The organism is Halorarius litoreus (assembly GCF_024362405.1).
GTDB lineage: Archaea > Halobacteriota > Halobacteria > Halobacteriales > Haloarculaceae > Halorarius > Halorarius litoreus.
The window spans coordinates 1,219,587-1,246,148 of sequence record NZ_CP101454.1 but is presented as its reverse complement, the minus strand read 5'-3'; the positions used below and the strand labels follow the sequence as shown (position 1 = coordinate 1,246,148).

General features: G+C 68.2%; 25 protein-coding genes. 11 read left to right on the top strand and 14 right to left on the bottom strand.

All coding sequences use genetic code 11. The features are described from left to right. Positions 1-3: 3 nt before the first annotated feature. Together NL126_RS06350 and uvrB are read right to left on the bottom strand one after the other, a co-directional pair. Positions 4-1,395: an FAD-binding oxidoreductase gene (locus NL126_RS06350; RefSeq protein ID WP_255198083.1), complete on the bottom strand. Its 1,392-nt coding sequence runs from the start codon at positions 1,393-1,395 to the stop codon at positions 4-6. 396 nt (positions 1,396-1,791) lie between these two features. Then, the gene (uvrB, locus tag NL126_RS06345) at positions 1,792-3,849 is read right to left on the bottom strand and encodes an excinuclease ABC subunit UvrB (protein WP_255198082.1); all 2,058 of its coding nucleotides are present in this window, start codon (positions 3,847-3,849) and stop codon (positions 1,792-1,794) included. 95 nt (positions 3,850-3,944) lie between these two features. Here uvrB and NL126_RS06340 point away from each other — a divergent pair, with 95 nt between their 5' ends. The 6 genes from NL126_RS06340 to NL126_RS06315 all read left to right on the top strand — a co-directional run bounded on the left by NL126_RS06340 (position 3,945) and on the right by NL126_RS06315 (position 7,314). Beyond that, positions 3,945-4,088, top strand: a complete 144-nt coding sequence (locus NL126_RS06340) for a rubrerythrin-like domain-containing protein (protein ID WP_255198081.1) — start codon at positions 3,945-3,947, stop codon at positions 4,086-4,088. A gap of 54 nt (positions 4,089-4,142) precedes the next feature. Beyond that, positions 4,143-5,060, top strand: a complete 918-nt coding sequence (locus NL126_RS06335) for an oxidoreductase (protein WP_255198080.1) — start codon at positions 4,143-4,145, stop codon at positions 5,058-5,060. 752 nt (positions 5,061-5,812) lie between these two features. Next, a complete protein-coding gene (locus NL126_RS06330) occupies positions 5,813-6,283 on the top strand; it encodes an FKBP-type peptidyl-prolyl cis-trans isomerase (protein ID WP_255198079.1) in 471 nt (156 codons plus the stop codon). Beyond that, on the top strand, positions 6,283-6,498 hold the full coding sequence (locus NL126_RS06325; RefSeq protein ID WP_255198078.1) for a hypothetical protein: 216 nt from the start codon (positions 6,283-6,285) through the stop codon (positions 6,496-6,498). The genes NL126_RS06330 and NL126_RS06325 overlap by 1 nt, the downstream gene beginning before the upstream one ends. A gap of 59 nt (positions 6,499-6,557) precedes the next feature. After that, the gene (locus NL126_RS06320; protein WP_255198077.1) at positions 6,558-6,797 is read left to right on the top strand and encodes a DUF7120 family protein; all 240 of its coding nucleotides are present in this window, start codon (positions 6,558-6,560) and stop codon (positions 6,795-6,797) included. Between the two features lie 49 nt (positions 6,798-6,846). Next, positions 6,847-7,314, top strand: coding sequence for a PaaI family thioesterase (locus tag NL126_RS06315; RefSeq protein WP_255198076.1), 468 nt, complete (start codon positions 6,847-6,849; stop codon positions 7,312-7,314). On the opposite strand, the gene NL126_RS06310 is transcribed toward NL126_RS06315, so the two are convergent. From NL126_RS06310 to NL126_RS06300, 3 genes are all read right to left on the bottom strand, one after another. Continuing rightward, on the bottom strand, positions 7,311-8,429 hold the full coding sequence (locus tag NL126_RS06310) for a DUF3179 domain-containing protein (protein ID WP_255198075.1): 1,119 nt from the start codon (positions 8,427-8,429) through the stop codon (positions 7,311-7,313). The two genes, NL126_RS06315 and NL126_RS06310, sit on opposite strands and share 4 nt — an antisense overlap. A gap of 73 nt (positions 8,430-8,502) precedes the next feature. Further along, the gene (locus NL126_RS06305; protein WP_255198074.1) at positions 8,503-8,964 is read right to left on the bottom strand and encodes a GNAT family N-acetyltransferase; all 462 of its coding nucleotides are present in this window, start codon (positions 8,962-8,964) and stop codon (positions 8,503-8,505) included. A gap of 2 nt (positions 8,965-8,966) precedes the next feature. Further along, entirely contained in the window at positions 8,967-9,533 is a 567-nt protein-coding gene (locus NL126_RS06300; RefSeq protein ID WP_255198073.1) for a cysteine hydrolase family protein, read from the bottom strand. A gap of 81 nt (positions 9,534-9,614) precedes the next feature. Between NL126_RS06300 and NL126_RS06295 the strand changes: the two genes are divergently transcribed. Genes NL126_RS06295 through NL126_RS06285 form a run of 3 tightly spaced genes read left to right on the top strand, consistent with a single transcriptional unit; the run spans position 9,615 to position 13,666 of the window. Further along, on the top strand, positions 9,615-11,141 hold the full coding sequence (locus NL126_RS06295; RefSeq protein ID WP_255198072.1) for an Hvo_1808 family surface protein: 1,527 nt from the start codon (positions 9,615-9,617) through the stop codon (positions 11,139-11,141). Then, positions 11,138-12,466 (top strand): Hvo_1808 family surface protein, encoded by a 1,329-nt coding sequence (locus NL126_RS06290; protein ID WP_255198071.1) that lies wholly within the window; start codon positions 11,138-11,140, stop codon positions 12,464-12,466. The genes NL126_RS06295 and NL126_RS06290 overlap by 4 nt, the downstream gene beginning before the upstream one ends. A gap of 57 nt (positions 12,467-12,523) precedes the next feature. Continuing rightward, positions 12,524-13,666, top strand: a complete 1,143-nt coding sequence (locus NL126_RS06285; protein ID WP_255198070.1) for a nicotinate phosphoribosyltransferase — start codon at positions 12,524-12,526, stop codon at positions 13,664-13,666. A gap of 18 nt (positions 13,667-13,684) precedes the next feature. Here the strand turns inward: NL126_RS06285 and NL126_RS06280 are convergent, their stop codons facing one another. The 3 genes from NL126_RS06280 to NL126_RS06270 all read right to left on the bottom strand — a co-directional run bounded on the left by NL126_RS06280 (position 13,685) and on the right by NL126_RS06270 (position 17,632). Further along, entirely contained in the window at positions 13,685-14,926 is a 1,242-nt protein-coding gene (locus tag NL126_RS06280) for an aminotransferase class V-fold PLP-dependent enzyme (RefSeq protein WP_255198069.1), read from the bottom strand. A 350-nt stretch (positions 14,927-15,276) separates the two neighbouring features. Next, positions 15,277-16,560, bottom strand: a complete 1,284-nt coding sequence (locus NL126_RS06275; protein WP_255198068.1) for a thiamine-phosphate synthase family protein — start codon at positions 16,558-16,560, stop codon at positions 15,277-15,279. 28 nt (positions 16,561-16,588) lie between these two features. Continuing rightward, positions 16,589-17,632 carry an AIR synthase family protein gene (locus tag NL126_RS06270; RefSeq protein ID WP_255198067.1) on the bottom strand — a complete coding sequence of 348 codons (1,044 nt, stop codon included), beginning with the start codon at positions 17,630-17,632 and terminating at the stop codon, positions 16,589-16,591. A 124-nt stretch (positions 17,633-17,756) separates the two neighbouring features. Between NL126_RS06270 and NL126_RS06265 the strand changes: the two genes are divergently transcribed. Further along, positions 17,757-18,176: a DUF2178 domain-containing protein gene (locus tag NL126_RS06265; RefSeq protein WP_255198066.1), complete on the top strand. Its 420-nt coding sequence runs from the start codon at positions 17,757-17,759 to the stop codon at positions 18,174-18,176. Between the two features lie 6 nt (positions 18,177-18,182). On the opposite strand, the gene NL126_RS06260 is transcribed toward NL126_RS06265, so the two are convergent. From NL126_RS06260 to NL126_RS06245, 4 genes are all read right to left on the bottom strand, one after another. Next, on the bottom strand, positions 18,183-19,610 hold the full coding sequence (locus tag NL126_RS06260; protein ID WP_255198065.1) for a hypothetical protein: 1,428 nt from the start codon (positions 19,608-19,610) through the stop codon (positions 18,183-18,185). Then, complete coding sequence (locus tag NL126_RS06255; RefSeq protein ID WP_255198064.1) at positions 19,607-20,398, bottom strand: ABC transporter ATP-binding protein; 792 nt, start codon at positions 20,396-20,398, stop codon at positions 19,607-19,609. Before NL126_RS06255 ends, NL126_RS06260 begins: the two co-directional genes overlap by 4 nt. Before the next feature lie 56 nt (positions 20,399-20,454). Continuing rightward, entirely contained in the window at positions 20,455-21,078 is a 624-nt protein-coding gene (locus NL126_RS06250; protein ID WP_255198063.1) for a DsbA family oxidoreductase, read from the bottom strand. A 182-nt stretch (positions 21,079-21,260) separates the two neighbouring features. Continuing rightward, the gene (locus NL126_RS06245; protein WP_255198062.1) at positions 21,261-21,602 is read right to left on the bottom strand and encodes a thioredoxin family protein; all 342 of its coding nucleotides are present in this window, start codon (positions 21,600-21,602) and stop codon (positions 21,261-21,263) included. 120 nt (positions 21,603-21,722) lie between these two features. Here NL126_RS06245 and mutS point away from each other — a divergent pair, with 120 nt between their 5' ends. Continuing rightward, positions 21,723-24,290, top strand: a complete 2,568-nt coding sequence (gene mutS / locus NL126_RS06240) for a DNA mismatch repair protein MutS (protein WP_255198061.1) — start codon at positions 21,723-21,725, stop codon at positions 24,288-24,290. A 12-nt stretch (positions 24,291-24,302) separates the two neighbouring features. Here mutS and NL126_RS06235 read toward each other — a convergent pair whose 3' ends face one another. Beyond that, positions 24,303-25,697: an FAD-binding oxidoreductase gene (locus NL126_RS06235; protein WP_255198060.1), complete on the bottom strand. Its 1,395-nt coding sequence runs from the start codon at positions 25,695-25,697 to the stop codon at positions 24,303-24,305. A 97-nt stretch (positions 25,698-25,794) separates the two neighbouring features. Further along, on the bottom strand, positions 25,795-26,529 hold the full coding sequence (gene nucS, locus NL126_RS06230) for an endonuclease NucS (protein WP_255198059.1): 735 nt from the start codon (positions 26,527-26,529) through the stop codon (positions 25,795-25,797). Positions 26,530-26,562 lie beyond the last annotated feature (33 nt).

Sequence of the window (26,562 nt, the reverse complement as noted above, 5' to 3'; positions counted from 1 at the left end):
GACTCAGGCCGCCGGCTCGATGTTCTGGTTCACCCGGAACAGGTTCTCCGGGTCGTACTTCGCCTTGAGTTCGGCCAGCCGGTCGTAGTTGTCTCCGTAGGCGGTCCGGACCCGTTCGGCGCCCTCCTGGCTCAGCATGTTGACGTAGACGCCGTCCATCGTGTACGGGGCCATCGCGTCGAAGAGCGACTGCGCCCACTCGATGTGCCGGTCGTCCTCAGCGGGGTCGTCCCACCGCGGGAAGATGTTGAACGAGAACGACGCGTCCCGGTGCCGGTACGCGGTCGCGTCGGGGGCGGTCCGCGAGATCTGCCCGCCGAGGTGCTCGATGACGACCTGCGTCTCCGGTGAGGGGCGATTCGCGGCGTGCTCGATCGCGACGTCGATCGCCTCGTCGGAGAGCGGTCCCACGAACTGGGTCTTCCAGTAGTTCCGCGCGCCCGGGCCGAACTCCGTGTCGAACATCGACTGCACCACCGTGAACGGGTAGACGTCGACGAGGTCGGTGATCGGCTCGCCCGCCTCTCGGAGGGGCTGTACCGCCTCGAGTCCCTCGTCGAGGTCGCCCGCGTAGTTGACGATGAACCCGACGACGGTCTCGCCGTGGTACGCTTCCGGGACGAACTCCTCGGGCGGGGCCGTCATGATGGCCGCGTAGCAGCACAGTTCGTCCGGTGCGTCGGCCGTGAACTCCCGGTGGAACCGGAGGAGGTCCGCGGCGTTCTCGTACGGGTAGAGGAGCAGGCCCCAGACCACCTCGGGCCCGACCTCGTGGCAGTCGAACTCGAAGGACGTCACGACGCCGAAGTTGCCGCCGCCGCCACGGACGGCCCAGAACAGGTCCTCGTTCTCCGTCTCGCTCGCGTGCCGGAGTTCGCCGTCTGCGGTGACGATGTCGACCGAGCGGAGGTTGTCGATGGCGAGCCCGTACTTCCGGCTGAGGTAGCCCCAGCCGCCGCCCAGCGTGAGGCCGGCGACGCCCGTCGTCGAGACGATGCCACCGGGGGCGGCGAGCCCGAACGCCTGCGTCTCGTGGTCCATCTCGCCGAGGGTGACCCCGGGGCCGACGCGGACGGTCATCGCGTCGGGGTCGACCTGCACCGACTTCATCGGCGAGAGGTCGATCACGAGTCCGTCGTCACAGACGGCGTTGCCGGCAGCGTTGTGCCCACCGGCCTTCACCGCGAGGACCAGGTCGTGCTCGCGGGCGAAGGTCACGGCGCTGATTACGTCGGCGGCGCCCGCACACTGGGCGATGACTGCCGGTCGACGGTCGATCATCGCGTTCCAGACCGTCCGGGCCTCGTCGTAGCCCGCATCGGTGGGGCGCAGGACGGTCCCGCGGAACTGTTCGGCTAGTTCGTCTACAGCACGGTCGTCGAGGGGGGTTGCCATCGCCATGGTCCCAGTACGGTTCGCCGTCCAGCGAGAAGTAGTTTATCAGCATTAATTAGTATGAAATGTGCCATTCACTTCTGGCTGGAGACCATATCGTCGACTCCCGGCCATACCGCTCCGAGCTCACCGAGGTCGGCAGTTGCCGGACACGAGACGGGCTACATCCGAGGGTTGAGGCTGTTCGTCCGAACTGTCGAGCCACGCACCGCTCGCGGTGTAGAAGGTGGCCGACCGCCCGGCGAGGGCGCACCCTGAAAATGTGCCCTGTCACGCGCGCCGAGTCGGCCGACCGTACCACCTCGTTGGCGTGCTGCAACTAAATGGTTTCTAATGTAGTTGTATTAGTCCAAATAGATTTGTTCAACTGGGGCGGTAGGTCGGATGCCCGAGTCCTCAGAACTCGTCGGGGGCGGGGACGCCCTCGTCGTCCGTCACGTCGAGTTCGAACTCGGCTTCGAGCCGGCGGATGCGGTCGCGGATGTCGGCCGCCAGCTCGAACTCGAGATTGTCGGCGGCCTCGCGCATCCGCCGCTCCAGCGACTCGACGAGTTCACGGGCCTCGTCTTCGGTGTCGGCCTCCAGCCCGGAGACGCCGCTCGTGTCGGTCTTCGACCCCGGCAAGGAGGTCTCGCCGACCTCCTTCTCGATGGTGGTGGGGGTGTAGCCGTGTTCCTCGTTGAACGCGGTCTGGATGCGGCGGCGGCGCTGGGTCTCCTCGATGGCGGACTGCATCGCGTCGGTCGTCTCGTCCGCGTAGAGGACGACCTTCCCGTTGACGTTCCGAGCCGCGCGCCCCATCGTCTGCACGAGCGTCGTCTCCGAGCGGAGGAACCCCTGCTGGTCGGCGTCGAGAATCGCCACGAGGCTCACCTCGGGGATGTCGAGCCCCTCGCGCAGGAGGTTGATGCCGACGAGTACGTCGATGTTCCCGAGTCTGAGGTCGCGGATGATCTCGTGGCGTTCGAGGGTGTCCGTCTCGTCGTGCATGTACTCGACGGCGACGCCCGCCTCCTCCAGATACTCGGTGAGGTCCTCGGCCATCCGCTTCGTCAGGGTCGTGACCAGGACGCGCTCGTCGCGTTCCACGCGCTCCTCGACGCGGCCGATGAGGTCCTCGACCTGCCCCTGCGCGCCGGTCACCTCGATTTCGGGGTCGACGAGGTGCGTCGGCCGGACGATCTGCTCGACCACCTGCCCGCTCTCCTCGCGCTCGTAGTCGCCGGGCGTCGCCGAGACGTACAGCCGCTTGTCGGTCTTCTCGAAGAACTCCTCGTACGTCAGCGGGCGGTTGTCGTACGCGGTGGGGAGCCGGAAGCCGTTCTCGACCAGCGAGTCCTTCCGCGACTTGTCGCCGGCGAACTGCCCCTTGATCTGGGGGAGGGTGACGTGCGACTCGTCGACGACGGTGAGGAAGTCGTCGGGGAAGTAGTCGAGCAGCGTGTACGGCGGGTCGCCCGACTCGCGGTCGTCCATGTGGACCGAGTAGTTCTCGATGCCCGAGCAGTAGCCCGCCTCGCGGAGCATCTCGAGGTCGAAGGTGGTGCGCTCCTCGATGCGCTGGGCGGCGACGAGGTCGCCCTGTCGCTCGAAGTACCGGACCCGGCGCTCCATCAGCGCCTCGATCTCCGAGATGGCCTGCTCCAGTTGCTGTTCGGGAATCGAGTAGTGTTCGGCGGGGTGGACGAGCACCGCGGGCTCCTCGCTCTTCACCTCGCCCGCGACCGTATCGACCTTCAGCATCCGGTCGATCTCGTCGCCCCAGAACTCGACGCGCACGGCGTAGCGGCCGTACATCGGGAATATCTCGACCGTGTCGCCACGCACCCGGAACGTACCCTGCTGGAAATCCACGTCGTTGCGCTCGTAGTTCAGGTCTACCAGCTCCGCCAGCAGGTCGTCGCGGTCGATGCTCTGGCCGGTCTCCAGGCGAAGGGCCATGTCGGTGTAGTTCGACGGGTCACCGAGCCCGTAGATGGCCGACACGGAGGCCACGACGATGACGTCGTCGCGCGTGAGTAGGGAGCGCGTCGCCGAGTGCCGGAGGCGGTCGATCTCCTCGTTGATGGACATCTCCTTGTCGATGTACGTGTCCGTCTGCTCGACGTACGCTTCGGGCTGGTAGTAGTCGTAGTAGGAGACGAAATACTCGACCGCGTTGTCGGGGAACAGCGATCGGAACTCCTCGTACAGCTGGGCGGCGAGCGTCTTGTTGTGCGCGATGACCAGCGTCGGCTCCTGGAGCTCTTCGATCACCCACGACACCGTGTTCGTCTTTCCGGAGCCCGTCACCCCGAGTAGGGTCTGTTCGGTCATCCCGTCCTCGAACCCCGCCGCGAGCTGTTCGATGGCCTCGGGCTGGTCGCCCGCGGGCTCGAACGGTGCCTCCACGCGGAACGGTTTCCCTCCCTCCGGGCGGTCCGGCGAGAGCGCCCCGGACTCGGAATCGCTCATCAGTTGTCTCTGGGAGCGAGGCCACTTCAGGCGCTCGCTCGGGGTGGTGGTAGTGTGGTAATAGTTAACATGGTTCGGGCCGAATACACCGCGGAATGGTCAACGATTCACATGCGACCGACGAACCGATGTTCGAGTGCCTCGACTGTGGTCGGCGCGTCACGGGGACAGTTGCCGACCGGCTCTGCTCGGAGTGTGGCGGTTACCTCCGCAACATCAGCATCACTCGCGCGGAGTGACACCCCCGTTTCCGGTGGCCCAACCCTTGTAGCCGCGCGGTTCCTGAAGCGAGTATGAACTGGAGCGCTGCCGACATGCCGGACTGCTCGGATCGGGTCGCCGCCGTCACCGGAGCGAACAGCGGGCTCGGACTGGAGACGAGCCGCGAACTCGCCCGCGCCGGCGCGACCGTCGTCCTCGCGTGTCGAAGCACCGACCGCGGGGAGGACGCCGCTGCCGACATCGCCCGCGAGGTCCCCGACGCCGACCTCACGGTCGAGGCTCTCGACCTCGCGGACCTCGGCTCCGCTCGGGCGTTCGCCGACCGCCTCGACCGGACGGTCGACGTCCTCGTGAACAACGCCGGCCTGATGGCGATTCCACGCCGCGAGACCGCCGACGGTTTCGAGATGCAGTTCGGCGTCAACCACCTCGGCCACTTCGCGCTCACCGGCCTGCTCCTCGACGACCTCGCGGCCGACGCCCGTGTCGTCACCGTCTCGAGTGGTGTGCACGAGCGGGGGTCGATTGACTTCGAGGACCTCCAGAGCGAGCGCGACTACGACAAGTGGGGCGCGTACGCGCAGTCCAAACTCGCGAACCTGCTGTTCGCGTACGAACTCGACCGCAGACTGGATGCCGCCGACCGTGACCAGGTGAGCGTCGGCGTCCACCCGGGGTACGCCGACACGAACCTGCAGGAACGCGGCCCGGAGATGATGGGCTCGACGCTCCGGAAGGTCGGGATGCAGGTCGCCAACGCGGTGCTCGCGCAGCCCGCCGCGGACGGGGCGCTCCCGACGCTGTACGCCGCGACCGCACCCGACGTCGAGGGCGGCGCCTACTACGGTCCCGGTGGCCTCATGAACATGCGCGGTGCCCCGGAGCAACAGCGCTCGTCGCGACGGTCGTACGACGAGGCGGCTGCTCGTCGGCTCTGGGACGTGAGCGAGGGGCTGACCGGCGTCAGCTACGACCTGCCCGAGCCGTAGGCGCGGGCGTGGCGTTCTGGTCGACGCTGGAAGTCGCAGGCTGTTGACGCTGTTGAACCACTTCGGGTTCGCCTCGGATTCTCGTGGTATGGGCCGGCTGTGCTACTGATTCTCGACTCTGATCGATGGGTGTGGCGTAATTACCACGGTGAGTTCTATCAGATACAGATGGTGTTGCAGGAGTCGTGCTGCATAGATAGCGCGAGTCGGTCAACGACAAATCTACGCCGCGTCTACAGGGCCGTTGCCATTTTCTGGTCCCGAACCCCATAGTAGCCGCCATACAAGGTACGCGATGACTCCAAGCACGGCAATACCCACCGAGAGCAGAATCTGTTGAATCACGAAATAACCGATGAGTAAGACAGCCAGTACGTACACACAGGTGAGAGCAAGGGCAATCTTTCGAGTGGTGTCGAGGGAGGGCATCGTTTCAGTCTCGTGCTACGATTCACTCTGTAATATACTTTCAGCAACAGATTGGACTTCTTGCTGAACTCACCCTCTATATTCAGCACGCGGTTACTGACAGAGTGCGGGTAGAACACGTCTCGGAGCGGTAACTCTCTGCTCTGTATCGAGCACGACAAGCGTCAGCGAGCGCGGCCTGCTCGCCCGAACCGGAGAGTCCTCGAACCCTGCGGCTCACGGCCCACTGGGTTCGCCGCTCGCAACGACGTGGCCTCGCTCCCTTCGGTCGCTCGGCCACGCACGGCCCCAACACGTATCCCCACGCCCCCCCGAGAGTCCCCATGACCATCGCAGACGGCGATACGGTCGCGCTGGAGTACGTCGGCCGACTCGACGACGGTACGGTGTTCGACACCTCGCGGCAGGACGTCGCCGCGGACGAGGGCCTGCTCGACGAGCAGCCGGGCCGCGAGTACAGCCCGCTCGAAGTCGAGGTCGGCGCGGGGAAGGTCATCGAAGGGCTCGACGAGGCGCTCGTCGGCATGGCCGCCGGTGACCGCGAGGTCGTGACCATCCCGCCCGAGAAGGGGTACGGCGCGCGGAGCGAGGACCGCGTCGTCACCTACGAGCGCGACCAGCTCGACGAGATGCTGCAGGGAGCGAGCGTCGAGGAGGGGATGCAGCTCCAGACCGAACAGGGCCTGCCCGGCGAGGTCGTCGACGTGGGCGAGGACGTCGTGAAGGTGGACTTCAACCACCGGCTCGCGGGCGAGACCCTCGAGTTCGACGTGGAGATAGTCTCGATCGACTGATGGGGTTGTTTCGCGACCTCGGCAGGCGAGCGGAGAAACTGAAGCGGGAGGCGAGCGACGCCGCCCAGGAATCGGCCGCGTTCGAGTGTGCCGACTGCGAGCGGGCCATCTTCGCCGACCGCGAGACCTGCCCCGACTGTGGAAGCGAGGCGATCGTCCGGCGCGGGGGCGCGAGCGAGGACGCCGACGCCGAGAACGCGGACGACGCGACGTAGCCGACGCACGGTTCGCCGCGGACCCAACTTTATCACGGTCGCCGTTCGAATGGCGAATCATGTCCAAGATCGAGGTGGACGTTCCCGCCCGGCTCGCCGACGAGGTGCAGCGACTGGTCGACCAGGGTGAGTTCCTCAACCGTGAGCAGGCGATGGAAGAGCTGTTGACCCGCGGCGTCTCCGTCTACAACATGGACACGACGAGCGACGAGCCCGCAGAAGACGTGTTCACGCAGGCCACGAACGACCAGCAGGACCCCGCAGCCCGCGAGGAGACCGGCGACGACTACACGTTCTGACGGCGGCACTGCCGGTGGGTACAAGCCCGTGGTCGTTCTCGAATGTCCCATGAGCGACGACCACATCCCCGAGGGCGCGGCCGAGGCCGTCCAGCACTACTTCGATACCAGACACGAGTTCCTCTCGTGGCTCGGCGTCCAGGTCGAGGAGCTGGCGTACGGCCGCGCGGTCATGTCCATCCCCTACGACCGGAAACTCACGAACGTCCCGTGGGCGGGGGCCGACGCGAACGACCGCCCGCCCATCCAGGGCGGGATCGCCTCCACGCTCATCGACACCGTCGGCGGCATCGCCCTCCGTGGGCATCTCACCGACCCCGTCAACGACGGCGTCGCCACCATCAACCTCAACGTCAACTACCTCCAGCAGGCGACCGACGACCTGACGGCGACCGCGGAGGTCATCCGCGCGGGCGACACCGTGGGCGTCGCCGACGTGCTCGTCGAGTCGACCCACGACGGCGAGACCGTGCCCGTCGCCATCGGCCAGGGCGCCTACCGCCTGTTCAAGAGCTAGGTCCCGTACACCTCGGTGTCGGGGGTGAAATCCAGCCACGCGAAGAAGAACATCGGCGATTTCTCCGTCGCGGGCGCGAGCGTCGTCCCCTCGTGCGGTCCGTCTATCGCCCGACCGGTCGCCCGATTCCAGCGCGACCCGCTGGCGGTCATGGTTCGTGCGTTTCCCGCGGCGAACTCGAGCGGCTCACCGTCGACGGTGCGCTCGTACGCGACGAGCGTGTCGTCCCGTGCGACGGTGACGACCACGGGCCGGCCGCCGACGGTGTCGTTGACGACGCCCGCCGCCGCGACAGCCTCCAGCGGGTACGCACGCGAGACGCCGTCGCCCTCGATGCCGATGACGATGGCCTTCGGGTGGAGGCGGTCGTCGTCGTAGCTCCCGCCGATGCCGATTCGTCGCGATTCCTCGTAGCCCGCGTAGGGGTTTCGGCCGTAGTCGCGGCGCACGTCCCGCCCGTTCACAGTACTCGATGCCGGCGGCGGCAGGAGGACGACCGTATCGGGGTACTCCTCGCGCCACGCCCTCCAGGTCGTCAGCGACGACGGGAGGAGTTCGAGCGTGTCCCCCGTTCGGTCGCCACGGATGGCCGTCGCGAGGATCTGACTCCAGAGGCTGTCGGTCAGCCGGTCGTACATCACGAGGTCGTTCATGTAGAGAAAGCCCGAGACGCCGAACGTCGTCTCCTGGCCGTTCACCTCGCGGACGGCGGTCACGGCCGAGCCACACAGCGGACAGTACGTCACCAGCAGCGGGCCGTCGAGTTCGTCGTTGACGATCTCGTGCCAGTTGAGCACCGACAGCGGGTACGCCCGCGCCTCGCCGCCGCGGGCCACGCCGACGACCTGGTCGCCGTCCGAGAGCGACCACTCCTGGTCGCGCCAGTCGGCTGCGAACTCGGGGTCCGTGATGGCGGGAATCGCGTCCTTCGGCGCCCCACGCCGGAGTTCGCTCTCCGGAACGGGTAGCCCCTCCCCGTCGGCGGTCGGCGGCCGGCTCTTGCCACCGTCGCCGGTGTCGACCCCGCTGCCCTGTGACCCAGTGAGCCCGGTACAGCCCGCGATCGCGCCGATACCGAGCGCGCCGGCACCCCCCAGATAGCGTCGTCGGTCCATGCTACCGGTTCGGTGGATTCACCCATAGGCCGTGCGCGGCTGTGTGCCGGTGGCTCACGAACTCGTGGTCACCTCACAGCGCCTTCTCGAACCGCAGGAGGGTGTAGTTCCCGCTCTCGGTCGCCCCTCGATACGTCTCCTCGTATCCGCGTGCGGGGTAGAACTCGGCTGCAGCCGTCTGCTCGACGACCGTCTCCAGTACCACGCGCTCGTACTCGTGGACGCGGGCGCGCCGCTCCAGCGTGTCGACGATGCGGCGGCCGAGCCCCTGCCGCTGGCGCTCGGGGGTGACGGCGATACGGAACAGCTCGACGGTGTCGTCGTCGACGGGTCGGTAGCCACCCATCGCGACCGCGTCGTCGCCGTCCTCGAGGACCAGGAACTCCCCACCCACGTCGAGAAACGTCTGCTCGACCGCCTGGAGGTCGTCGTTGCCCGGCACGTCCGCGGGGTCGGTGCCCGCGTCGCGCAGCGCCCGCTCGTGGAGGGCGACCAGCGAAGCCGCGTCGGCGTTCGTGGCACGGCGGAGGCGCATGCTCACGCGAACGCCACGTCGTCGAGCGCGCTGACCTCACCGAACAGCCAGTCGGCGTGCTCCAGCGCGTACTCCTTGTGGCCGTCCTCGATGGCGCCGATGGCGTCCTCGACGAGTACCGGCCGGTAGTCGCGCAACCCCGCGGAGCCCGCCGTGTGCAGGACACAGACGTTCGCGAGCGTCCCGCAGATGAGGAGGTCGTGGATGCCGTGGCTCTCCAGATAGCCGTCGAGGTCCGTCTGGTGGAACGCATCGTACGTGTGTTTCTCCACGACGTGGGCGTCCTCGACGGCGAGCCCGTCGACGACGTCGGTCTCCCACGTCCCCTCGACGACGTGCTCGCCCCAGCGGTCGAACTCGTCGTAGTAGTGGGTCTCGTCGAACTGCTCCGGGGGATGGACGTCCTTCGTGAACACGACGCCCGCGCCCGCCTCCCTCGCGCGGGCGACGAGTTCGGCACAGGGCTCGATGGCCGCCTCGCTGCCGGGAGCGTACAGCGAGCCGTCGGGGTGACAGAACCCCTTTTGCATGTCCACAACGACGACCGCGGTCGAGTCGGGGTCGAACATGGGCGGTCGTTCGTCGCGGTGGGGCAAAACGGTTGGTCCGCGACGGGGATACTTTTGCCACTTCGCGTCCTCTTGGGGGGTATGCGCACGCTCGCGGTACTGAGTCTCGCCCTCCTCACCGTCCTCGCGGGGTGTAGCGTCGGCTACTCCGCCCCCGGTGCCCCGCTCGGTGGGGTCGACTCCCCGACGGCGACGGCCGAACCGACCGCGACCCCCGGCGCCGACCCGACGCCGACGAGCACCGCGACGCCCGCGGCCGTCGTCTCCCCGCCCGACCCCGAGACGGACGTGCTTGGGTGGGAAGACGGCTACTGGGCGAACGAGACGCTCCAGCTCACTCGCGACGACGGCCTCAACGAGTCGGAGCGCCGGGCGGTCGTCGCCCGCGCGATGGCGCGCGTCGAGGTCGTCCGCGAACTGGAGTTCGAGGAACGCGTCCCGGTCGAGATCATCTCCCGGGCCGAGTACCGAAACAGCTCGTTCTCCCAGTCCGGCGCGACGTCGACGGCGTTCAGCCAGTTCGACAACGCGAAGTTCGAGGCGATGTTCCTCATCGGCGAGGACACCGACTCGCTCGACGTCCAGAACACCAACCGCGGCTCCTCTGTCCTCGGGTTCTACTCGCCGCGCAACGACACCATCGTCATCATCACCGAAGGCGACACCCCGGACCTCCCGGGCGAGCGGACGCTCGGCCACGAACTCGTCCACGCCCTTCAGGACCAGTACTACAACCTCTCGTCGTACCGCGCGGAGACGCGGATGCAGTACAACGCCCAGAACGGGCTCATCGAGGGTGACGCCAACCTCGTCCAGTACCGCTACGAGCAGCGGTGTGGTGCGGAGTGGGAGTGTCTCCCCGCGCCCTCTGGTGGGGGCGGCGGTGGCGGCGAGTTCCACCTCGGCGTCTACATCCTCAACTACTTCCCGTACAGCGACGGCCCCGGCTTCGTCGACTACTACCGAAAGCAGGGCGGTTGGGAGCGGGTGAACGAGCTGTACGCCGCGGTGCCGACCTCCGACGCCCACGTGGTGTTCCCCGAACAGTACGGCTCGGGCCCACCGATGGACGTGACGTTCGAGGACCGCACGTCGAACGGCTGGGAGCGCGTCCGTCCCGGCACCCGCCCGGACGGGAGCTCCCGCCCCGACTACGCCAGCCTCGGCCAGTCCGGACTGACCGCGATGTTCGCGTACACGCTGTACGACGACCAGAACAGCAGTCGCGTCGTCCAGCCACAGGAGTTCCTCAACCTCGAGGACGGGCAGGTGAACCGCACCGACCCGTTCAACTACGGCTTCGCGTACGTGAGCGGCTACGAGAACGACCGGATGCACGTCTACGCGAACGGCGAAGAGACGGGGTACGTCTGGAAGATCGCGTGGAACTCTTCGGCGGAGGCCCAGGAGTTCGCCGAGGGCTACGGTCGCCTGCTCTCTCACTACGGCGGCACGCAGGTCTCCACGTCGGGTGACACGACGGTCTACCGCATCGCCGACGGCCCCTACGCCGACGCCTTCCGCGTCACCGTCGACGGGAGCACCGTCACCATCGTGAACGCACCCTCCGAGTCGGCCCTCGACGACGTCTACGGTGGGGGAGCGTGAGACGGGGGGTCGCCACGCTCGCCGTCGCCCTGCTCGTCGTCTCGACCGGCTGTTCGGCCATCGGTGATGTGGGGTTCGGCGCCCGAGACCCGCCGCCGGGCGGCGACACCATCGGCTTCGAGGACGGCTACTGGTACGACGACCCGCTGAACGTCACGACCGACGACGGGCTGAACGCGACCGAGCGCCGGGCGGTCGTCGCCCGCACGATGGCGCGTGTCGAGGTCGTTCGGGACCTCGAGTTCGAACAGCGCGTCCCGGTCGAGGTCATCTCCCGCCAGGAGTACCAGTCGCGCTCCGGCGGGTCGTCGAACTCGTCGGCGGCGTACGAGGCGTGGAACAACCAGGTGTGGGAGGCGCTGCTGTTGGTCGGGGAGGACCGCGAGGTGTCGGCGACGTTCGACACCATCTTCGGCTCCTCGGTCCAGGGGTTCTACTCGCCGGCGCGCGACGAGATCGTCCTCATCTCGGATTCGGAAACGCCGCAGCTCAACACCCGGACGCTCGCCCACGAGCTGATGCACGCGCTGCAGGACCAGCACTTCACGCTCTCGGGTGGCGCGACCACACAGGACGCTCAGCTCGCCGAGGACGGGCTCATCGAGGGTGACGCGAACCTCGTCGAGGAGCTGTACGACCGGCGATGTGGCGCCGAGTGGTCCTGTCTGGCCCGTCCGGAGGGGAGTCAGGGTGGCACGCCCACCGACTTCAACTTCGGCGTGTTCCTCACCATCTTCACGCCGTACTCGGAGGGGCCGGCGCTCGTCGAGGAGCTTCGGACGCGCGGCGGCGGCGACTGGTCGAAGGTCAACGAGGCGTACGACAACATCCCGCAGTCGACCGAGCAGGTCATCCACCCCGAGAAGTACCCCGACGACGTCCCGACGAACGTCTCGGTGGCCGACCGCTCGAACGGTGACTGGCACCGTTTCGATCTCGACCAGCAGACCGACACGGTCGGCGAGGCCTCCATCTACGCGACGTTCTGGGCGAACGGACAGATCGACCGCTCGCGGACGCCGTACAACTACAGCCACCCGCTCTCGGCGGGCTGGGACGGCGACGCGCTCGTCCCGTACACGAACGGCACGCACGGGGGCTACGTCTGGAAGGTGACGTTCGACTCGAAGGAAGACGCCCGCGAGTTCCGCGGCGGCTACGTCCGCGCGCTCCGCAACCGGGACGCCACGGTCCCCCGCGAGAACGTGTTCGTCGTCCCCGAGACGGACCCCTTCGGTGACGCCTTTCGGGTGACGCGCTACGGCGACACCGTCGTCATCGTGAACGCGCCCTCCGTGGCTGCCCTCTCCCGCGTCCACGGCTGAGCCCCGCGCCGGCGGGCGTGACGGAGGGTTTTTTCCCTCCGCAACCGACTCTCGGGTATGTTCGACATCGTCTCGCCCGACGCCATCCGCGAGGGGCGAGCCACGGATGCCTATTTCCGACGCACCCGCGAGGCGCTCGAGGGCGCGGGGAAGAACCCCCACATCGTCGCCGAGGTGACGGCCGACCAGTTCCCGGATGGCGATTTCGAGGTGTTCGCGGGCGTGAAGGACGCCGCCCACCTCCTCGACGGCCGTGACGTGACCGTCCACGCCCTGCCGGAGGGCACGCTGTTCGACGGTGGACCCGTCATGCGCATGGAGGGCGACTATCTCGCGTTCGCGGAACTCGAAACCTCGCTGCTGGGATTTCTCTCGCCGGCGAGCGGGCACGCGACGGCCGCCCGCGAGGTCGCGACTGCCGCGGGCGAGAAGCCGGCCATCTCCTTCGGCGCCCGCCACGTCCACCCGTCGACCGCGGCGGCGCTCGAACGCGCCGCGCTCGTCGGCGGGATGGACGGCATCTCGCACGTCGCCGCGGGCGAGATATTAGGGAGAGAACCCAGCGGCACGATGCCCCACGCCCTGATAATCTGCTTCGGCCGCGGGAATCAGGAGCAGGCGTGGCAGGCGTTCGACGAACACGTCGACCCCGAGGTGCCGCGCGTCGCGCTCGTCGACACCTACAGCGACGAGAAGGACGAGGCCGTCCGCGCCGCCGAGACCATCGACTCGCTGGAGTCGGTTCGGCTCGACACCACCGGCTCTCGCCGAGGAGACTTCCGCCACATCATCCGGGAGGTGCGCTGGGAACTCGACGCCAACGGCTTCGACGACGTGGGCGTGTTCGTCTCCGGGGGGCTCACCGCCCAGCGCGTCCGCGACCTCCACGACGTCGCGGACGGCTTCGGCGTCGGCTCGTACATCTCGAACGCCGACCCCGTCGACTTCGCGCTCGACATCGTCGAGGTGGACGGCGAGCCCGCCGCGAAACGCGGGAAGCTCTCGGGGACGAAACAGGTGTACCGGACGCCGGATGGCGACCACGTGGTCGCGCTCGCGGACCGACCGGGGCCGACCGACGGCGAGCCGCTGCTGAAACCCGTCATCGAGGACGGCGAACTCGTCGCCGACTTCGACCTCGACGCGGCTGTCGACCGGTGTGCCGCGGACGCGAAGACAGTCGGCTTCGGCGCGGAGTAAGTTAGACGGCTGCTCGACTCACGCGAACAGCTGTCGCGCCTCGTCGACGGCGTCGACGAGCACGTCGACCTCTGCTTCGGTGTTGTAGAGGTAGAACGACGCGCGGGCGGAGGCGCTCGCTCCCAGGACATCGTGGAGCGGCTGCGTACAGTGGTCACCGGCGCGGATGGCGACCCCGTAGTCGTTGACGATAGACGAGAGGTCGTGCGCGTGGACGCCGTCGAGATTGAACGCGACGACCGCACCACGGTCGTCGGCCGGTGGGCCGTAGATCTCCACGTCGTCGTGTTCCGACAGGCGGTCGTAGGCGTACTGCGTCAGCGCCTCGCCGTGCGTCTTGACCTGTTCCATCCCGATGTCGTCGAGGTAGTCACAGGCCTCGGCGAACGCGATGCCGTCGGCGATGTTCGGCGTGCCGGCCTCGAACTTCCACGGCAGCTCGTTCCACTTCGACTCCTCGAAGGTGACCTTGAGAATCATGTCGCCGCCGTAGAGGTGCGGCTCCATCTCCTCGAGGATGTGCTGTTTGCCGTACAGTGCGCCGATGCCCGTCGGGCCGCACATCTTGTGGCCCGAGAACGCGAAGAAGTCGCAGTCCATCGCCTGCACGTCGACCGGGCGGTGCGGGACCGACTGCGCGCCGTCGACGAAGATGTACGCGCCGTGGTCGTGTGCGAGGTCCGCGAGGTCCGCGACCGGGTTCACCGTCCCGAGCGTGTTCGAGACGTGGACGACAGACACCATCCGCGTGTCGTCGGTAATCAGGTCCGCGGCGGCGTCCATGTCGAGGTAGCCGTCGTCGGTGATCGGGATGTACTTGCACTCGGCGCCGGTCCGCTTGGCGATCTGTTGCCACGTCACCAGCGAGGCGTGGTGCTCCATCTCGGTGAGGACGACCTCGTCTCCCGGCCCGAGTTCGTTCAGCCCCCAGGCGTACGCGACGGTGTTCATCGCCTCCGTCGTGTTCTTCGTGAAGACGAGCTCCTCTCGTCCGGAGGCACCGACGAACTCGGCGACGGTGTCGTGTGCCTCCTCGTAGGCGATGGAGGCCTCCTGGCTCAGGTTGTGGATGCCGCGGTGGACGTTGGCGTTGTAGCCGTAGTAGTAGTCGACGAGCGACTCGACGACCCGTGTCGGGGTCTGTGAGGTCGCCGCGTTGTCGAGATAGACGAGCGGCGTCCCGTCGAACTCGCGGTCGAGGATGGGGAAATCCTCCCGGAGCGTCGCCACGTCGAGCGGTTCCGATTCGCGAACTCCCATTGGTTGAAGGCTAGTCTCCCGGGCGTAACACTCCTTCGGTCCGCTAGGTTGGAGATGAGATGGCGTCGAGTGGCGACAGCACACCAGTACTGACACCACCTCGAAAGCCCCCAGTCGCTCGGCTACTCGGCTCGCTGTGCTCCTCGGGTCGGCGCCGAGCGCCGACACCTGCGGTGCTTGCATCGCCTCGTCACACCGAGCGACCGGCCCCTTTCAGTCCCACCCACGACACTTGATTGGTCTATCGGAGCTGGGGGGACTGAAAGGGGGACGTTCGAGATGGTCACAATACCGATGTCGAGACCGAACTCGTGAGCAATCCCGAACTCATTCGTTGCGAGCCAATCGGCTCACCGGAGTTCATCTGCGAGCGCCACGACGCGCTCCGCGACCCGTCGGTGGTCGTCCCCGACGACTTTCACCATCGGCTCGACGCCGACACCGCCACGGTCAGCGACGGCGACGGGTGGGTTCTCGCGCCCGGCGAACGCCCACTTCGCTTCGCGTTCGCGGTTCGGCGTCGTACCGTCACCGTCGAACACTACCCAGTCCCAGCCGAGCGCGTCCATCGCGTCGGCCACCTCGCCGTCGAACCGACAGTTCACCGCGTAGCGGAGTCGAGGGTCGTGCTCGCGGGCGGCGAGCAGGAAGCCGGCGACGTGCGTCGACGCCCCGAACCGCACGCCTCGGATGGCGTCGACACCATCGCGGACCCGGACGATGCGGCCCTCGACCGCGGCACAGTCGTCGGCCGACTCGGCGTGGGGCGTCGCGCCGACGACCTGCAGGCCGACTTCGGGGACGACGGGCGACACGTCGCGGTCGGTGAACCACGCGACGGCGTCCGCGACCTGCTCGCGAACCCGGTCGCGTGCGGCGTCGTCACGGGCGTCGACCGCGTGGTTGACGACGGGCGTCTCCCCGGCGTTGTAGGCGTAGCGCACGGCGCGCTCGACGAACGCGAGACTCCGGCCCACCGCGTCGGGCAGCGGTTCGCCCAGCGCGAGCCGGGCCGCGATGGCGGCCGTGAGCGCGTCGCCCGCGCCCTCGGGCTCGGCGTCGATACACGGGTGCGTGGTCGACTCGATGGTGCCGGGCGTGACGAGCGTATCCCGTATCTCGTCGCCGCAGCGGGAGCCCGTCACGAGGGCCGCGTCGGCACCCCTCGTGAGCAGGCGCTGTCCTGCGAGCCGCTGGCCTGCCTCGTCAGTGGGTCGGACGCCCGTGAGGCCGTCGGCTGCGTCGGCGGTCACCGTGGCGAGCGTCGCCGCCGCGAGCAGGTCGTCGACGGCTCCCGCTGCGACCGGAGCAGTGGCAGCGAGGTCAACGACGACCGGGCAGTCCACCTCGGCGACGCCCGCGACGACGCGGTCGATGGTCTCGGTCGTCGGCAGCCGGCCGAGCTTCACCGCCCCGGGACCGAACCGTGACAGTACGGTATCGAGTTGCAGCTCGACCGTTTCGACGGGGACGGTGTGTATCGGTTCGGCCCCGATGGCGGTGGTGACGCTCGTCCCGAACGCCCCGTGTGCTGCGACCGTCTGCAGGTCGGCTCCCACGCCGGTCGCACCACGGGGGTCGCTCGCGCCGACTGTACACACGACCGGGGCGTCGGTGGGGGCGAGTCGGCGCACGGCTACCGGCCTCCGGGTCGTGGCTGGGTCACCGCGTCGATACCCCCGGCTCGCCGATGGACTCGGCGAACGCCGCCATCGCGGGCCACAGCCCGTCCGTCGTCGGGGGGTCGGTCGCCTCGCCGTCGATGGTGACGCCGTCGCCTTTGGTCACCTTCCCGACCTCGGCGGCGGGGATGTTCTCGTCGGCGAGTGCGTCGAGCACGCGCTCGGTGCCGTCGGCGGCGCAGGTGATGACGAGCGTCCCTTCGCTGGAGGCGGTCCACGGGTCGAGGTCGAAGAAGTCGCACGCCTCGATGACCCCCGGCAGGACGGGCACGTCGCTCGCGGTGACGTCGAACCCGACGTCGGCGGCGCCGGCCATCTCGTGGAAGGCGTTGAGCAACCCGCGCTCGGTGGCGTCGTGCATCGCGGTCACGGGGCCGGCGGCGGCCGCGACGAGCGCGGCCTTCACGGGCGAGGCATCTCGAAAGCGATTCAGGGCGTCGTCGAGCCACGGCTCGTCGGCGAGAGCGTCCTCGAACCGGGTGGCGAGCAGGCCGGTCGACTCGACGGCGGGCCCCTTCGTGACGATGACGCCGTCGCCGGGGCGGGCGCCGTCCGGGCGCACGACGTCGTCGTGGTCGCCGACGGCCATCGCGGTCCCGCCGCCGATGGTGGGGAACGAGCCGTCGGGGTAGCGGGCGGTGTGGCCCGTGACGAACGCCACGTCGAACTCGTGGGCTTCGTGGTCGAACACCTCCCAGAACGTCGCGAACTCCTCGTCGGTCATGTCGGGCGGGAGGTTGAGGTTCACCGCGAGGTGGGTGGGTGGGAGCCCGGACACCGCCACGTCCGAGAGGAGGATGTGGAACGCGAACCACGCGGCGCGTTCCCAGCCGAGGTCCGGGAGGACGAACACCGGGTCGCAGGCGCAGACGAGCGCCGTCCCGTTCACGTCGACGACGCCGAAGTCGACGCCGTGTTTCGGCCCGAGCGGGACGTCGTCGCGCTCTGCCCCGAGTCGCGGCTGGACGTGTTCCTCGAAGAACGTCCGGTCGACCTTGCCGCTCTCGCCAGCGTCGCCGGTCATATCCCCCGCTCACGCCGAGGGACGGAGAAACTGCCGGTCCGGGGAGTGGATCGGCGATGGATTTAAGTGAGTGTGTAAAGTCTCCTTTACTGTAAAGCACGCTTTACAAAGGTCGCCCCCACCCATGACCCACACCGAAACCCCCACGACAGGACGGCTCTCCAGGCAACGCTCGTACCGTCGGCTGATGGTCGGCTTCGTCGTCGTCGGCACCCTCCTCGGTCTCACACTCCGCGAACTGCTCGGCTACCCGCTCGTCGGCGAGACGGTCTACTGGCTCGGCATCCTCGGCTTCCTCGCCGTCTGGCAGGGCACCTCCATCTCGCTGTTCGACGAGCGGGACCGCGCGCTCGAACGACGCGCGAGCCACCTCACGCTCTCGCTGTTCGCCGTCGTCCTCGTCGTCGGCGCGTCCGCGGCCCGGCTGCTCTCGTACACGAACACGTACACCGTACCGGTCGAACTCTGGGCCGTCCTCTGGGGCTACGTCGCGCTGTTCGTCGTCTTCGCGGTCGTCTACCTCGGGCTCCGCTACCGGGGCTGACTCGGGTTACAGCGCCCCACGGCGCGCCCGTCTCGTCCACTTCGTCGCCGCTCGTCGGTAGAGCCCGTAGCCGACGCCGCCCGCGGTCCCGGCGATAGCCACCGAGAGCCCGCCTACGAGCGCCGGGTCGAGCGGGTAGGCGATCGCCAGCACGACCAGCGGCAGGAGCGCGGCCATCATCGCCACGGTGAACAGCGCGAAGACGGGCGTGTCGAACAGCAGTTCCGTCGGCCGAAGGCCGGCGACGTACGCCGTCACGCCGAACACGTAGACCGACAGCGGGAGGTAGACCGCGACACCCAGCAGGACGGTCCCGAGCCCGAACACCTGCGTGCCGAGCGCGAGGTAGAACAGCCCCGAGGGCACGCCCAGAATCAGGAACCCGAGGAGCTTTGCCCGGAAGACGGCGGCGAGTTCGATGGGGTAGGTGAGGAAGAAGTCCTCGTCCTCGAACTGGCAGAGCCAGTTGTAGGTGGTGAACGCTCCGAGCGCCAGCACCGTCGAGAGCGTGAGTCCGGGCGAGGGCTGGACGGGGACGATCTCCGGGATGTAGAGCAGGAGGACGGCGATGACCGCGAAGACGAGTCCCTGTGAGAACAGCACCTTCCAGAGCCCGCCCGACGAGCGCGCCACGTCGAGTAGCGACTTCGTGAGCAGCCCCTGTCGGTCACGGCTCCCGAGCCGGGTGTGGAGCGCGCGGAACTGGTTCGCCGCCGTCCTCGCTGGCGTCCGGCGGTCGAACTGAAACAGCGCCATCCCGACCGCACCCAAGACGAGTGGAAGGAGCACGCTCGTGGCCACGGTCACGGGCGTGACGCGCTGGAACAGCCCGTAGGGAGTGAGCGCGACGAGCAGGTCCGGTCGCAAGACGCCACCGGCGAGGACGGCGAGCAGGACGGCGAGCGTCGCCAGCCGTGAGCGCGTGGCGAGCCCCACGAGCGCCAGCGAGAGGCCGACGCCGAAGGCGAACGCGAGCCACGCCGTCACGAGGAGTATCGGTATCTCGCTCGCGGCGAGTCCACCCAGCACCACCAGCGGAAGCGTCCCGACGACGAGCGGCGCGATGAACAGGATCGCGTAGTAGGCCACGTCCTTCACGACGAACACGAGCAGGAGTCGGCGCTCCGAGACGGGCAAGGTGCGCGCCGAGTAGATGAGCAGGGTCGTATCCCCCAGCAGGTTCTCGAGGGCGTCCCGGCCGACGAGCCCGATACTGCCGACCTGGAGGCCGACGAGCGCGACGACGACGTGTAGTCCCGCGAGGAGGGTGTCCTCGCCGGCGCCGGCGAACGCGAAGAACGTCGCCGTCCCGGCGGCGATGAGCGTCAGAAACGCCGGAAACAGCGCGAAGCGGCGACCGCCGAACAGCCGCGAGTGCATCCGCCACTCCTCGCGGACCATCTGGTCGAAGAGGAAGCGGTAGGAGACGCTCATTCGTCCCGCTGCACGCCCCCGTCAGCTTCGGCCGCCATCCCCGGCATCGACGGGTCCGCGGCCACCTCGCTCGCGGTGTCGCTATCGACCGTCTCGAAGAACCGGTCGAGCAGCGTCCCCTCCTCGATGTCTCGGGGGTCGAGTTCCGTCAGCAGGCGCCCCCGGTTGATGATGGCCACTCGCGTGCACATCTCCTGGGCGACGGGGATGAAGTGCGTCGACAGGAAGACGGTGTTGCCGTCGTCGGCGTACGCCCGGAAGAACCGCTTCGCGCGCTCCTGGATGATGGGGTCGAGGTTCGTCAGTGGCTCGTCGATGAACACGACTTCGGGCTCGTGGAGGAACGCCTGCGTGATGAGCACCTTCTGCCGTTCTCCCTGTGAGAGGTCCGTACAGAGCGTGTCGAGCTTGGACTCGAAGGCGAGGCGGTCGGCCCACCGCGCGACGCGACCCTCGATGTCGGTGAGTCCCCTGGCGGCGGCGACGAAGTCGAAGTACTCGCGCACCGTGAGAAACGACGGCGGGCGACCGCTCTCGGGGAGGATGCCGACCTTCTCTCGCGCCTTCACGGGGTGCTCGACGGGGTCGACGCCCGCCACCCGCGCGGTGCCGGCGTCGGGGACGAGCTGCCCCGTCAGAATGTTGATGGTCGTCGACTTCCCCGCGCCGTTGGGGCCCAGAAAGCCGAACAGCTCCCCCCGTGGCACGTCGAGCGTCAGGTCGTCGAGCGCCGTCACCTCGCCGTAGCGCTTGGCGAGGCCGTCGGCCTCGATGGCGGGCTCGGTCATTGCCGGGGCTTCGAACGCCCCCGGCGTAATACCTCCCCCTGTTTCGGACCGTGCGTTCAGGCAGTGCCCTCGACCAGCCGTTCGAGGTGTTCCGGCGGGACCGCCCCCCGCGCCCCGTACTCGTCGTAGACGAACGTCGGCACGCCGGTGATGCCGAACTGCTGGGCCTCACGGAACTGCTCCTCCAGTTCCTCGCGAAGCGTCTCGTCGTCGAGTGCGGAGCGAACCTCGTCGCCGTCGATGTCCACCTTCGAGGCGAGGTCCACCAGCACGTCCACGTCGCCGATGTCGCGACCGTCCTCCCACAGCGCCGCCAGAATCGCCTCGTCGAAGGCGAGCCACGTCTCGTACGGGTAGTGCCCTTTGACGTACCACGAGGCGACCTGCGCGTCGAACGAGTCGATTTCGCGGGAGAGGTCGAGCGCCATCTCCACGTCGTACTCGTCGGCGAGTCGCTGGACGTTCTGTTTCGCCTGCTCGAAGTAGTCGTCGTCCTTTCCATCGTCGACGGAGTGGTCGATGCTGCCGTCGGGCCGGCGCTTCTGCGCCCGCAGATCGAACGGCTGCCAGTCGATTTCGAGTTCGTCGTCGCGTGTCTCTTGATACTGCTCCAGCGACGCACGGCCGAGGTAACAGAACGGACAGACGTAGTCGGAGTAGATCGTGATGCGCTCGCTCATCTCTGCTCGCGGTACGGGTGGCGGCCTGATAAGTCACCGCTCGTCGTGAGCGTGTCGTGCACGACGGGAGCAGCAGGAGGAAATGCCCGGGGCCCACGGTGACAGGGGGACACCGTGGCGACCAGCAGGTGGGACTCAGGGGGTGACGTGTATAACTCCACGCGAACGCCGGGGTAAGGGAGTTACGAGACCGTTACCGGGGCGTTCGCTTCGAGGAACGCGACCACGTCGCTCGCGCCCTGGAACCCCTCGGCTTTGCGGGCGACGAGCTCCCCATCGCGGAACAGCAACAGCAGGGGCACCGAGCGCACGTCGAACCGCTCGACGAGCGGCGGGTCGTCGCGCGGGTTCGCCATCCCGACCGCCACGTCCGTCGCTTTCGCGACCGTCCCCAGCACCGGCTCCATCGCCGCACACATCGCACAGCCCTCGGTGTAGAACTCGACGAGAGCGATGTCGTGGTCGGCGACGAACGCGTCCAGGTCGGCGGCGTCGGCCAGCCGAGTGGGTTTGGCGGTGTTCACACCCCAGCTACGGGACAGCGACGAAAAACCGTTGCGGCAGTTGTGCGAACACAGTGCAATCGTGCTATGCGGGTCGAACGTTCCGTGTACTATTTCCCCCACGAGACGCTCCCGCGAGGTATGGACGCGGCGCTGGGCGCACCGGAGGCGATGGCCGAGAAGCGCGAGGAGCTGACGCCGATGATGTCCCAGTATCTCGAACTCTGCGAGCAGTATCCCGACTCGCTCGTGCTCTTTCAGGTCGGGGACTTCTACGAGACGTTCTGTGACGCGGCGGAGCGCACCGCCCGCCTGCTCGAAATCACGCTCACGAAACGTGAGGACTCGACGGGCCGGTATCCGATGTCGGGTATCCCCATCGACAACGCCGAGAGCTACATCGAGACGCTGCTCGACGCGGGCTACCGGGTCGCCATCGCCGACCAGGTGCAGGACCCGTCGGAGGCGACGGGCGTCGTCGACCGTGCGGTCACCCGCATCGTCACGCCGGGGACGCTCACCGAGGACGCGTTCCTCGACGAGGACAACAACTTCGTCGCGAGCGTCGCCGAGGGGGATGGAGAACTGGGACTCGCCGTCCTCGACGTGTCGACCGGTGACTTCTACGCCACGGGTGGCGCCCGCGAGGCGGTCGAAGACGAACTCGACCGCTTCGCGCCGGCCGAGGCCGTCGTCGCGCCGGGCGTCTCGACGGACATCTTCGACGCCGACACGATGGTGACACCGTTCCGCCCGGACGCCTTCGCCCTCGACGCCGCCCGCGAGCAGGTGTCGCGGTACTTCGGCTCGCCCGACGGCCTGCTCGCCAGCGACCCCGAGATCCGTGCGTGTGGGGCGCTGCTCGCGTACGCCGAGTACACCCGCGCCGGCGAGGCCGAGCGGCTCGACTACCTCAACCACCTGACGCGCTACGACCCCCGCGAGTACCTGCTGCTCGACGCGGTGGCGCTCCGCTCGCTGGAGCTGTTCGAGCGCCGCGCGGTTCACGGCGAGGACGGTGCGACGCTGTTCGATACGATAGACGAGACGGCGTGTGCGCTCGGCGCCCGCCGCCTCAAGGACTGGCTTCGCCGGCCACTGCTCGACGAGAGCAAGATCGTCGCCCGGCACGACGCCGTCGAGGAACTCGTCGGCGACGTCTCGACGAGAGAGCGACTCCACGACGACCTCCGCGCAGTCTACGACATCGAGCGGCTCATCTCCCGGGTCTCCCGGGGTCGCGCGAACGCGCGCGACCTCCGCTCGCTGAAGGATACCCTCGACGTGGTGCCTGGCCTGCGCGAGGCGCTCGATGGGACCGAGGCCACGCTCCTCTGTGACCTCCGCGACCGGCTCGACACGATGGACGACCTGCGCGAGCACGTCGGGCGCGCGCTGCAGGACGAACCCCCCATCGAACTCACCGAGGGCGGGCTCATCCGCGAGGGATACGACGACGACCTCGATTCGTTGCGCGCGACCGAGCGCGAGGGAAAAGCGTGGATCGACTCCCTGGAACAGAGCGAACGCGAACGGACGGGCATCGACTCGCTCAAGGTCGGGTTCAACCAGGTCCACGGCTACTACATCGAGGTGACGAACCCGAACCTCGATTCGGTGCCCGACGACTACCAGCGTCGCCAGACGCTGAAGAACAGCGAGCGGTTCGTCACCCCCGAACTGAAAGAGCGCGAGGAGACCATCGTCACCGCCGAGGACCGCGCGGACGACCTCGAGTACCAGCTGTTCGTGGACCTCCGCTCCCGGGTCGCCGAGGAGACCGAGCGCGTGCAGACCGTGGCCGACGCCATCGCCAGCCTCGACGCGCTCCAGTCGCTCGCCACCGTCGCCGCCGAACGCGATTACGTTCGACCCGGCATCGGCGGCGACCGCTTCGCTATCGAGGGCGGTCGCCATCCCGTGGTCGAACGGACCCAGCCCTCCTTCACCCCGAACCCCACCGACCTCGACCCGGGCACCATCGCGATCATCACCGGGCCGAACATGGCCGGGAAGTCGACGTACATGCGGCAGGTCGCACTCATTCAACTTCTGGCGCAGGCCGGCTCGTTCGTCCCCGCCGCCGACGTGTCGCTCCCCATCGTCGACCGCGTGTTCACCCGCGTCGGCGCGAGCGACGACATCGCCGGCGGCAAGTCGACGTTCATGGTCGAGATGACCGAACTCTCCAGCATCCTTCGGAGCGCCACCGACGAGTCGCTCGTCCTCCTCGACGAGGTCGGGCGGGGGACCTCGACCACCGACGGACTGGCTATCGCCCGCGCGGTCACCGAACACCTCCACGACGCCGTCGGCGCGACCACGCTGTTCGCGACGCACCACCACGAACTGACGGCGACGGCCGAGGCCCTCGAACGTGCTTGCAACCTCCACTTCGCCGCGGACGGTTCGGGCGGCGAGGTGACGTTCTCGCACGAACTGCGCGAGGGCGCGGCCGGCGCCTCCTACGGCGTCGAAGTCGCCCGGAGCGCGGGCGTCCCGAATCCGGTGGTGTCTCGGGCGCACGAACTGCTCGACGTGGAGGCGAGGGGGGACCGGTTCGCCTCGAACGGCCACTCGGAGGCGGGAGTGACCGATTCGCTTCCGTCCAGCGTCCGCGACCGACTGGCCGAGGTCGACGTCGCCACCACGACGCCGATGGAGGCGCTGGAGCTGCTGGCCGAGTTGAAACGCGACGTGCAGGAGTAGGCGACGGGCGGGTCAGCCGGTCGGTGCGACGTTCTGGTTCATCCGGAAGCGGTTCTCCGGGTCCCAGGTGTTCTTCAGCTCGACCAGCCGGTCGTAGTTCGGGCCGTAGGCCATCGACTCCTCGCCCTCGCGCTCGCTGATGAGGTTCACGTACGACCCGCCGGTCGCGAACGGTGCCAGTGCGTCGAAGTAGTCGCGAGTCCACCCGATACACGCCTCGTCCAGTGCGAGATCGCTCCACCGGGTCGTGATGTTCACGAGGAAGTCGGCGTCCCGGTGGGGGTACGCGGTCGCGGTGGGGTCGACCCGGTTCACGGCTCCACCCAGATGTGTCACCGAGACCCGGGTCTCCGGCGTCGGCGGCGAGACGGCGTACTCAACAATGCGGTCGAGCGCCTCGTCGGAGGGTGCCCGGAAGTTGTGCGACTTCCAGTAGTACCGCTCGCCAGACGGGTACGATTCGTCGAACGCCTGCTGCCACTCCACGAACCGCCACTCCTTGACCGTGTCGGCGATGGGTTCGCCGAACTCGCGGAGGGGTGCGAGCAGCTCACGCCCGGTTTCGAGATCGCCGGCGTACACCGGGATGACCGAGACGATGCGCTCGCCGTGGTACGCCGCCGGAATGAACGGCTCCGGCGGCGCGGTCGAGAAGTTGAGCCAAATCGACAGCTCGTCCGGTGCCTGTTCGGCGATCCGCCACCAGTTGCGGACGACCTCGGGGGCGTCGTCGGCGTGGTAGACGATGAGCCCGGCCAGCACCGTCGACAGCTCGTGGAGCTCGAACTCGAAGCTCGTGACGACGCCGAAGTTGCCACCGCCGCCACGAACCCCCCAGAAGAGGTCGGGGTTCTCCGACTCGCTGGCGTGGACGAGCTCGGCGTCGGCGGTGACGACGTCGACCGACCGGAGGTTGTCGATGGTCAGCCCGTATTTCCGACAGAGGTAGCCGAAGCCCCCGCCGAGCGTCAGGCCGGCGACGCCCGTATCGGAGACCACACCGGCGGGTGCGACGAGGCCGAACGGGGCTGTCTCGTGGTCCACGTCGCCGAGGCGTGCGCCTGCACCCACACGGACCGTCCGCGCCTCGGGGTCGACCCGAACGCCGTTCAGGAGCGCGAGGTCTATCACGAGCCCGTCGTCACAGACGGCGTTGCCGGCGACGTTGTGCCCCGCGCCCTTGATGGCGAGCAGGAGGTCGTGGTCACGGGCGAACGCGACAGCCCGCATCACGTCCGCCGCGCCCGTCGGGCGCACCACGACGGCGGGCCGGCGGTCGATCATCGCGTTGTAGACGGTCCTGGACTCCTCGTAGCCTGCGTCACCCGGGCGGAGGACCGGTCCACGAACCTCTCGCCGGAGGTCGCGAATCGCCCCCTCGTCGATGGGCGTCGTGCTGATGGCCATGGTGAATCAGTGAAGATACGCCGAACAGCACGTTATACGTTGTCACACGTTGCTCGCGCGTCAGCGTGGTATGCTCGCCCAGCGACCCGCGTACCCGTCAGTCGCTCGCATGTTCGGTCGGTTCGAGCGCGACGAACTCCAGCCCTTGCTCGGCTAAGAGTCGTCGCGCCCGCTCCGTCACCGAGGGAGCGACCAGGATTCCCCGCACCGTGGCGTCCTCATGTAGCTCGCGACGCAGGGCGTCGACGTAGCGACGCAACTGCCCGACGGCGTCGGGGCCGACTCGGCGGCGCTTCAGCTCGATGACGACGGTGTTGCCGTCCTCGTCGACGCCGTAGATGTCGACTGCCCCGGCGGGCGTCTCCCGTTCGGTCGCGCGGGGTTCGAACCCTCGTTCCACGAGTTCAGGGTCGTCGAGGATGCGCTGGCGGAGGTCCTCCTCGGTGCCCGAGAGCGACAGCTCCGAGTCGTCGGCGACGACGTACCGGGCTACCTGCTCGACTTGGTCGAACCGAACGAACAGCTCCTCGGCCGGCGTGGTCCGGGTGCTGTGGACCACGAGCGTGCCGTCCTCGACGAACGCCTCGTGGGCACAGCCCGGCGGCTGCCAGTTCACCGGCTGGTGCCCCTCGTCGGTGTGGACGAGCGCCGTCCCGTCCGGTTTGAGGAGGAGGAGACGGTCCCCCGGCCCGAGCGTCGAACTCGCGCGGCCGTCGTAGTCGACGGCACACCGGCCGAACACGCTCACCAGCTCCGCCTCCTCGATGGCCTCGGTGACCGCTGCACACGCCGTCTCGGCGTCCGGCGCGTCGAGTACGTGCGACCCACTCATCGGTCGGGGTTCGTCACGCCCCCGGAAAACCGT

Coding starts and splice junctions, on each gene's coding strand:
- NL126_RS06310 (WP_255198075.1), bottom strand. CDS start 8,429: ATGGACCGACGACGCTATCTGGGGGGTGCCGGCGCGCTCGGTATCGGC.
- mutS (WP_255198061.1), top strand. CDS start 21,723: ATGGACGCGGCGCTGGGCGCACCGGAGGCGATGGCCGAGAAGCGCGAG.
- NL126_RS06255 (WP_255198064.1), bottom strand. CDS start 20,398: ATGACCGAGCCCGCCATCGAGGCCGACGGCCTCGCCAAGCGCTACGGC.
- NL126_RS06325 (WP_255198078.1), top strand. CDS start 6,283: ATGGGGTTGTTTCGCGACCTCGGCAGGCGAGCGGAGAAACTGAAGCGG.
- NL126_RS06335 (WP_255198080.1), top strand. CDS start 4,143: ATGAACTGGAGCGCTGCCGACATGCCGGACTGCTCGGATCGGGTCGCC.
- uvrB (WP_255198082.1), bottom strand. CDS start 3,849: ATGAGCGATTCCGAGTCCGGGGCGCTCTCGCCGGACCGCCCGGAGGGA.
- NL126_RS06295 (WP_255198072.1), top strand. CDS start 9,615: ATGCGCACGCTCGCGGTACTGAGTCTCGCCCTCCTCACCGTCCTCGCG.
- NL126_RS06305 (WP_255198074.1), bottom strand. CDS start 8,964: ATGCGCCTCCGCCGTGCCACGAACGCCGACGCGGCTTCGCTGGTCGCC.
- NL126_RS06340 (WP_255198081.1), top strand. CDS start 3,945: ATGGTCAACGATTCACATGCGACCGACGAACCGATGTTCGAGTGCCTC.
- NL126_RS06320 (WP_255198077.1), top strand. CDS start 6,558: ATGTCCAAGATCGAGGTGGACGTTCCCGCCCGGCTCGCCGACGAGGTG.
- nucS (WP_255198059.1), bottom strand. CDS start 26,529: ATGAGTGGGTCGCACGTACTCGACGCGCCGGACGCCGAGACGGCGTGT.
- NL126_RS06280 (WP_255198069.1), bottom strand. CDS start 14,926: ATGGGAGTTCGCGAATCGGAACCGCTCGACGTGGCGACGCTCCGGGAG.
- NL126_RS06265 (WP_255198066.1), top strand. CDS start 17,757: ATGACCCACACCGAAACCCCCACGACAGGACGGCTCTCCAGGCAACGC.
- NL126_RS06300 (WP_255198073.1), bottom strand. CDS start 9,533: ATGTTCGACCCCGACTCGACCGCGGTCGTCGTTGTGGACATGCAAAAG.
- NL126_RS06330 (WP_255198079.1), top strand. CDS start 5,813: ATGACCATCGCAGACGGCGATACGGTCGCGCTGGAGTACGTCGGCCGA.
- NL126_RS06270 (WP_255198067.1), bottom strand. CDS start 17,632: ATGACCGGCGACGCTGGCGAGAGCGGCAAGGTCGACCGGACGTTCTTC.
- NL126_RS06285 (WP_255198070.1), top strand. CDS start 12,524: ATGTTCGACATCGTCTCGCCCGACGCCATCCGCGAGGGGCGAGCCACG.
- NL126_RS06250 (WP_255198063.1), bottom strand. CDS start 21,078: ATGAGCGAGCGCATCACGATCTACTCCGACTACGTCTGTCCGTTCTGT.
- NL126_RS06235 (WP_255198060.1), bottom strand. CDS start 25,697: ATGGCCATCAGCACGACGCCCATCGACGAGGGGGCGATTCGCGACCTC.
- NL126_RS06350 (WP_255198083.1), bottom strand. CDS start 1,395: ATGGCAACCCCCCTCGACGACCGTGCTGTAGACGAACTAGCCGAACAG.
- NL126_RS06315 (WP_255198076.1), top strand. CDS start 6,847: ATGAGCGACGACCACATCCCCGAGGGCGCGGCCGAGGCCGTCCAGCAC.
- NL126_RS06260 (WP_255198065.1), bottom strand. CDS start 19,610: ATGAGCGTCTCCTACCGCTTCCTCTTCGACCAGATGGTCCGCGAGGAG.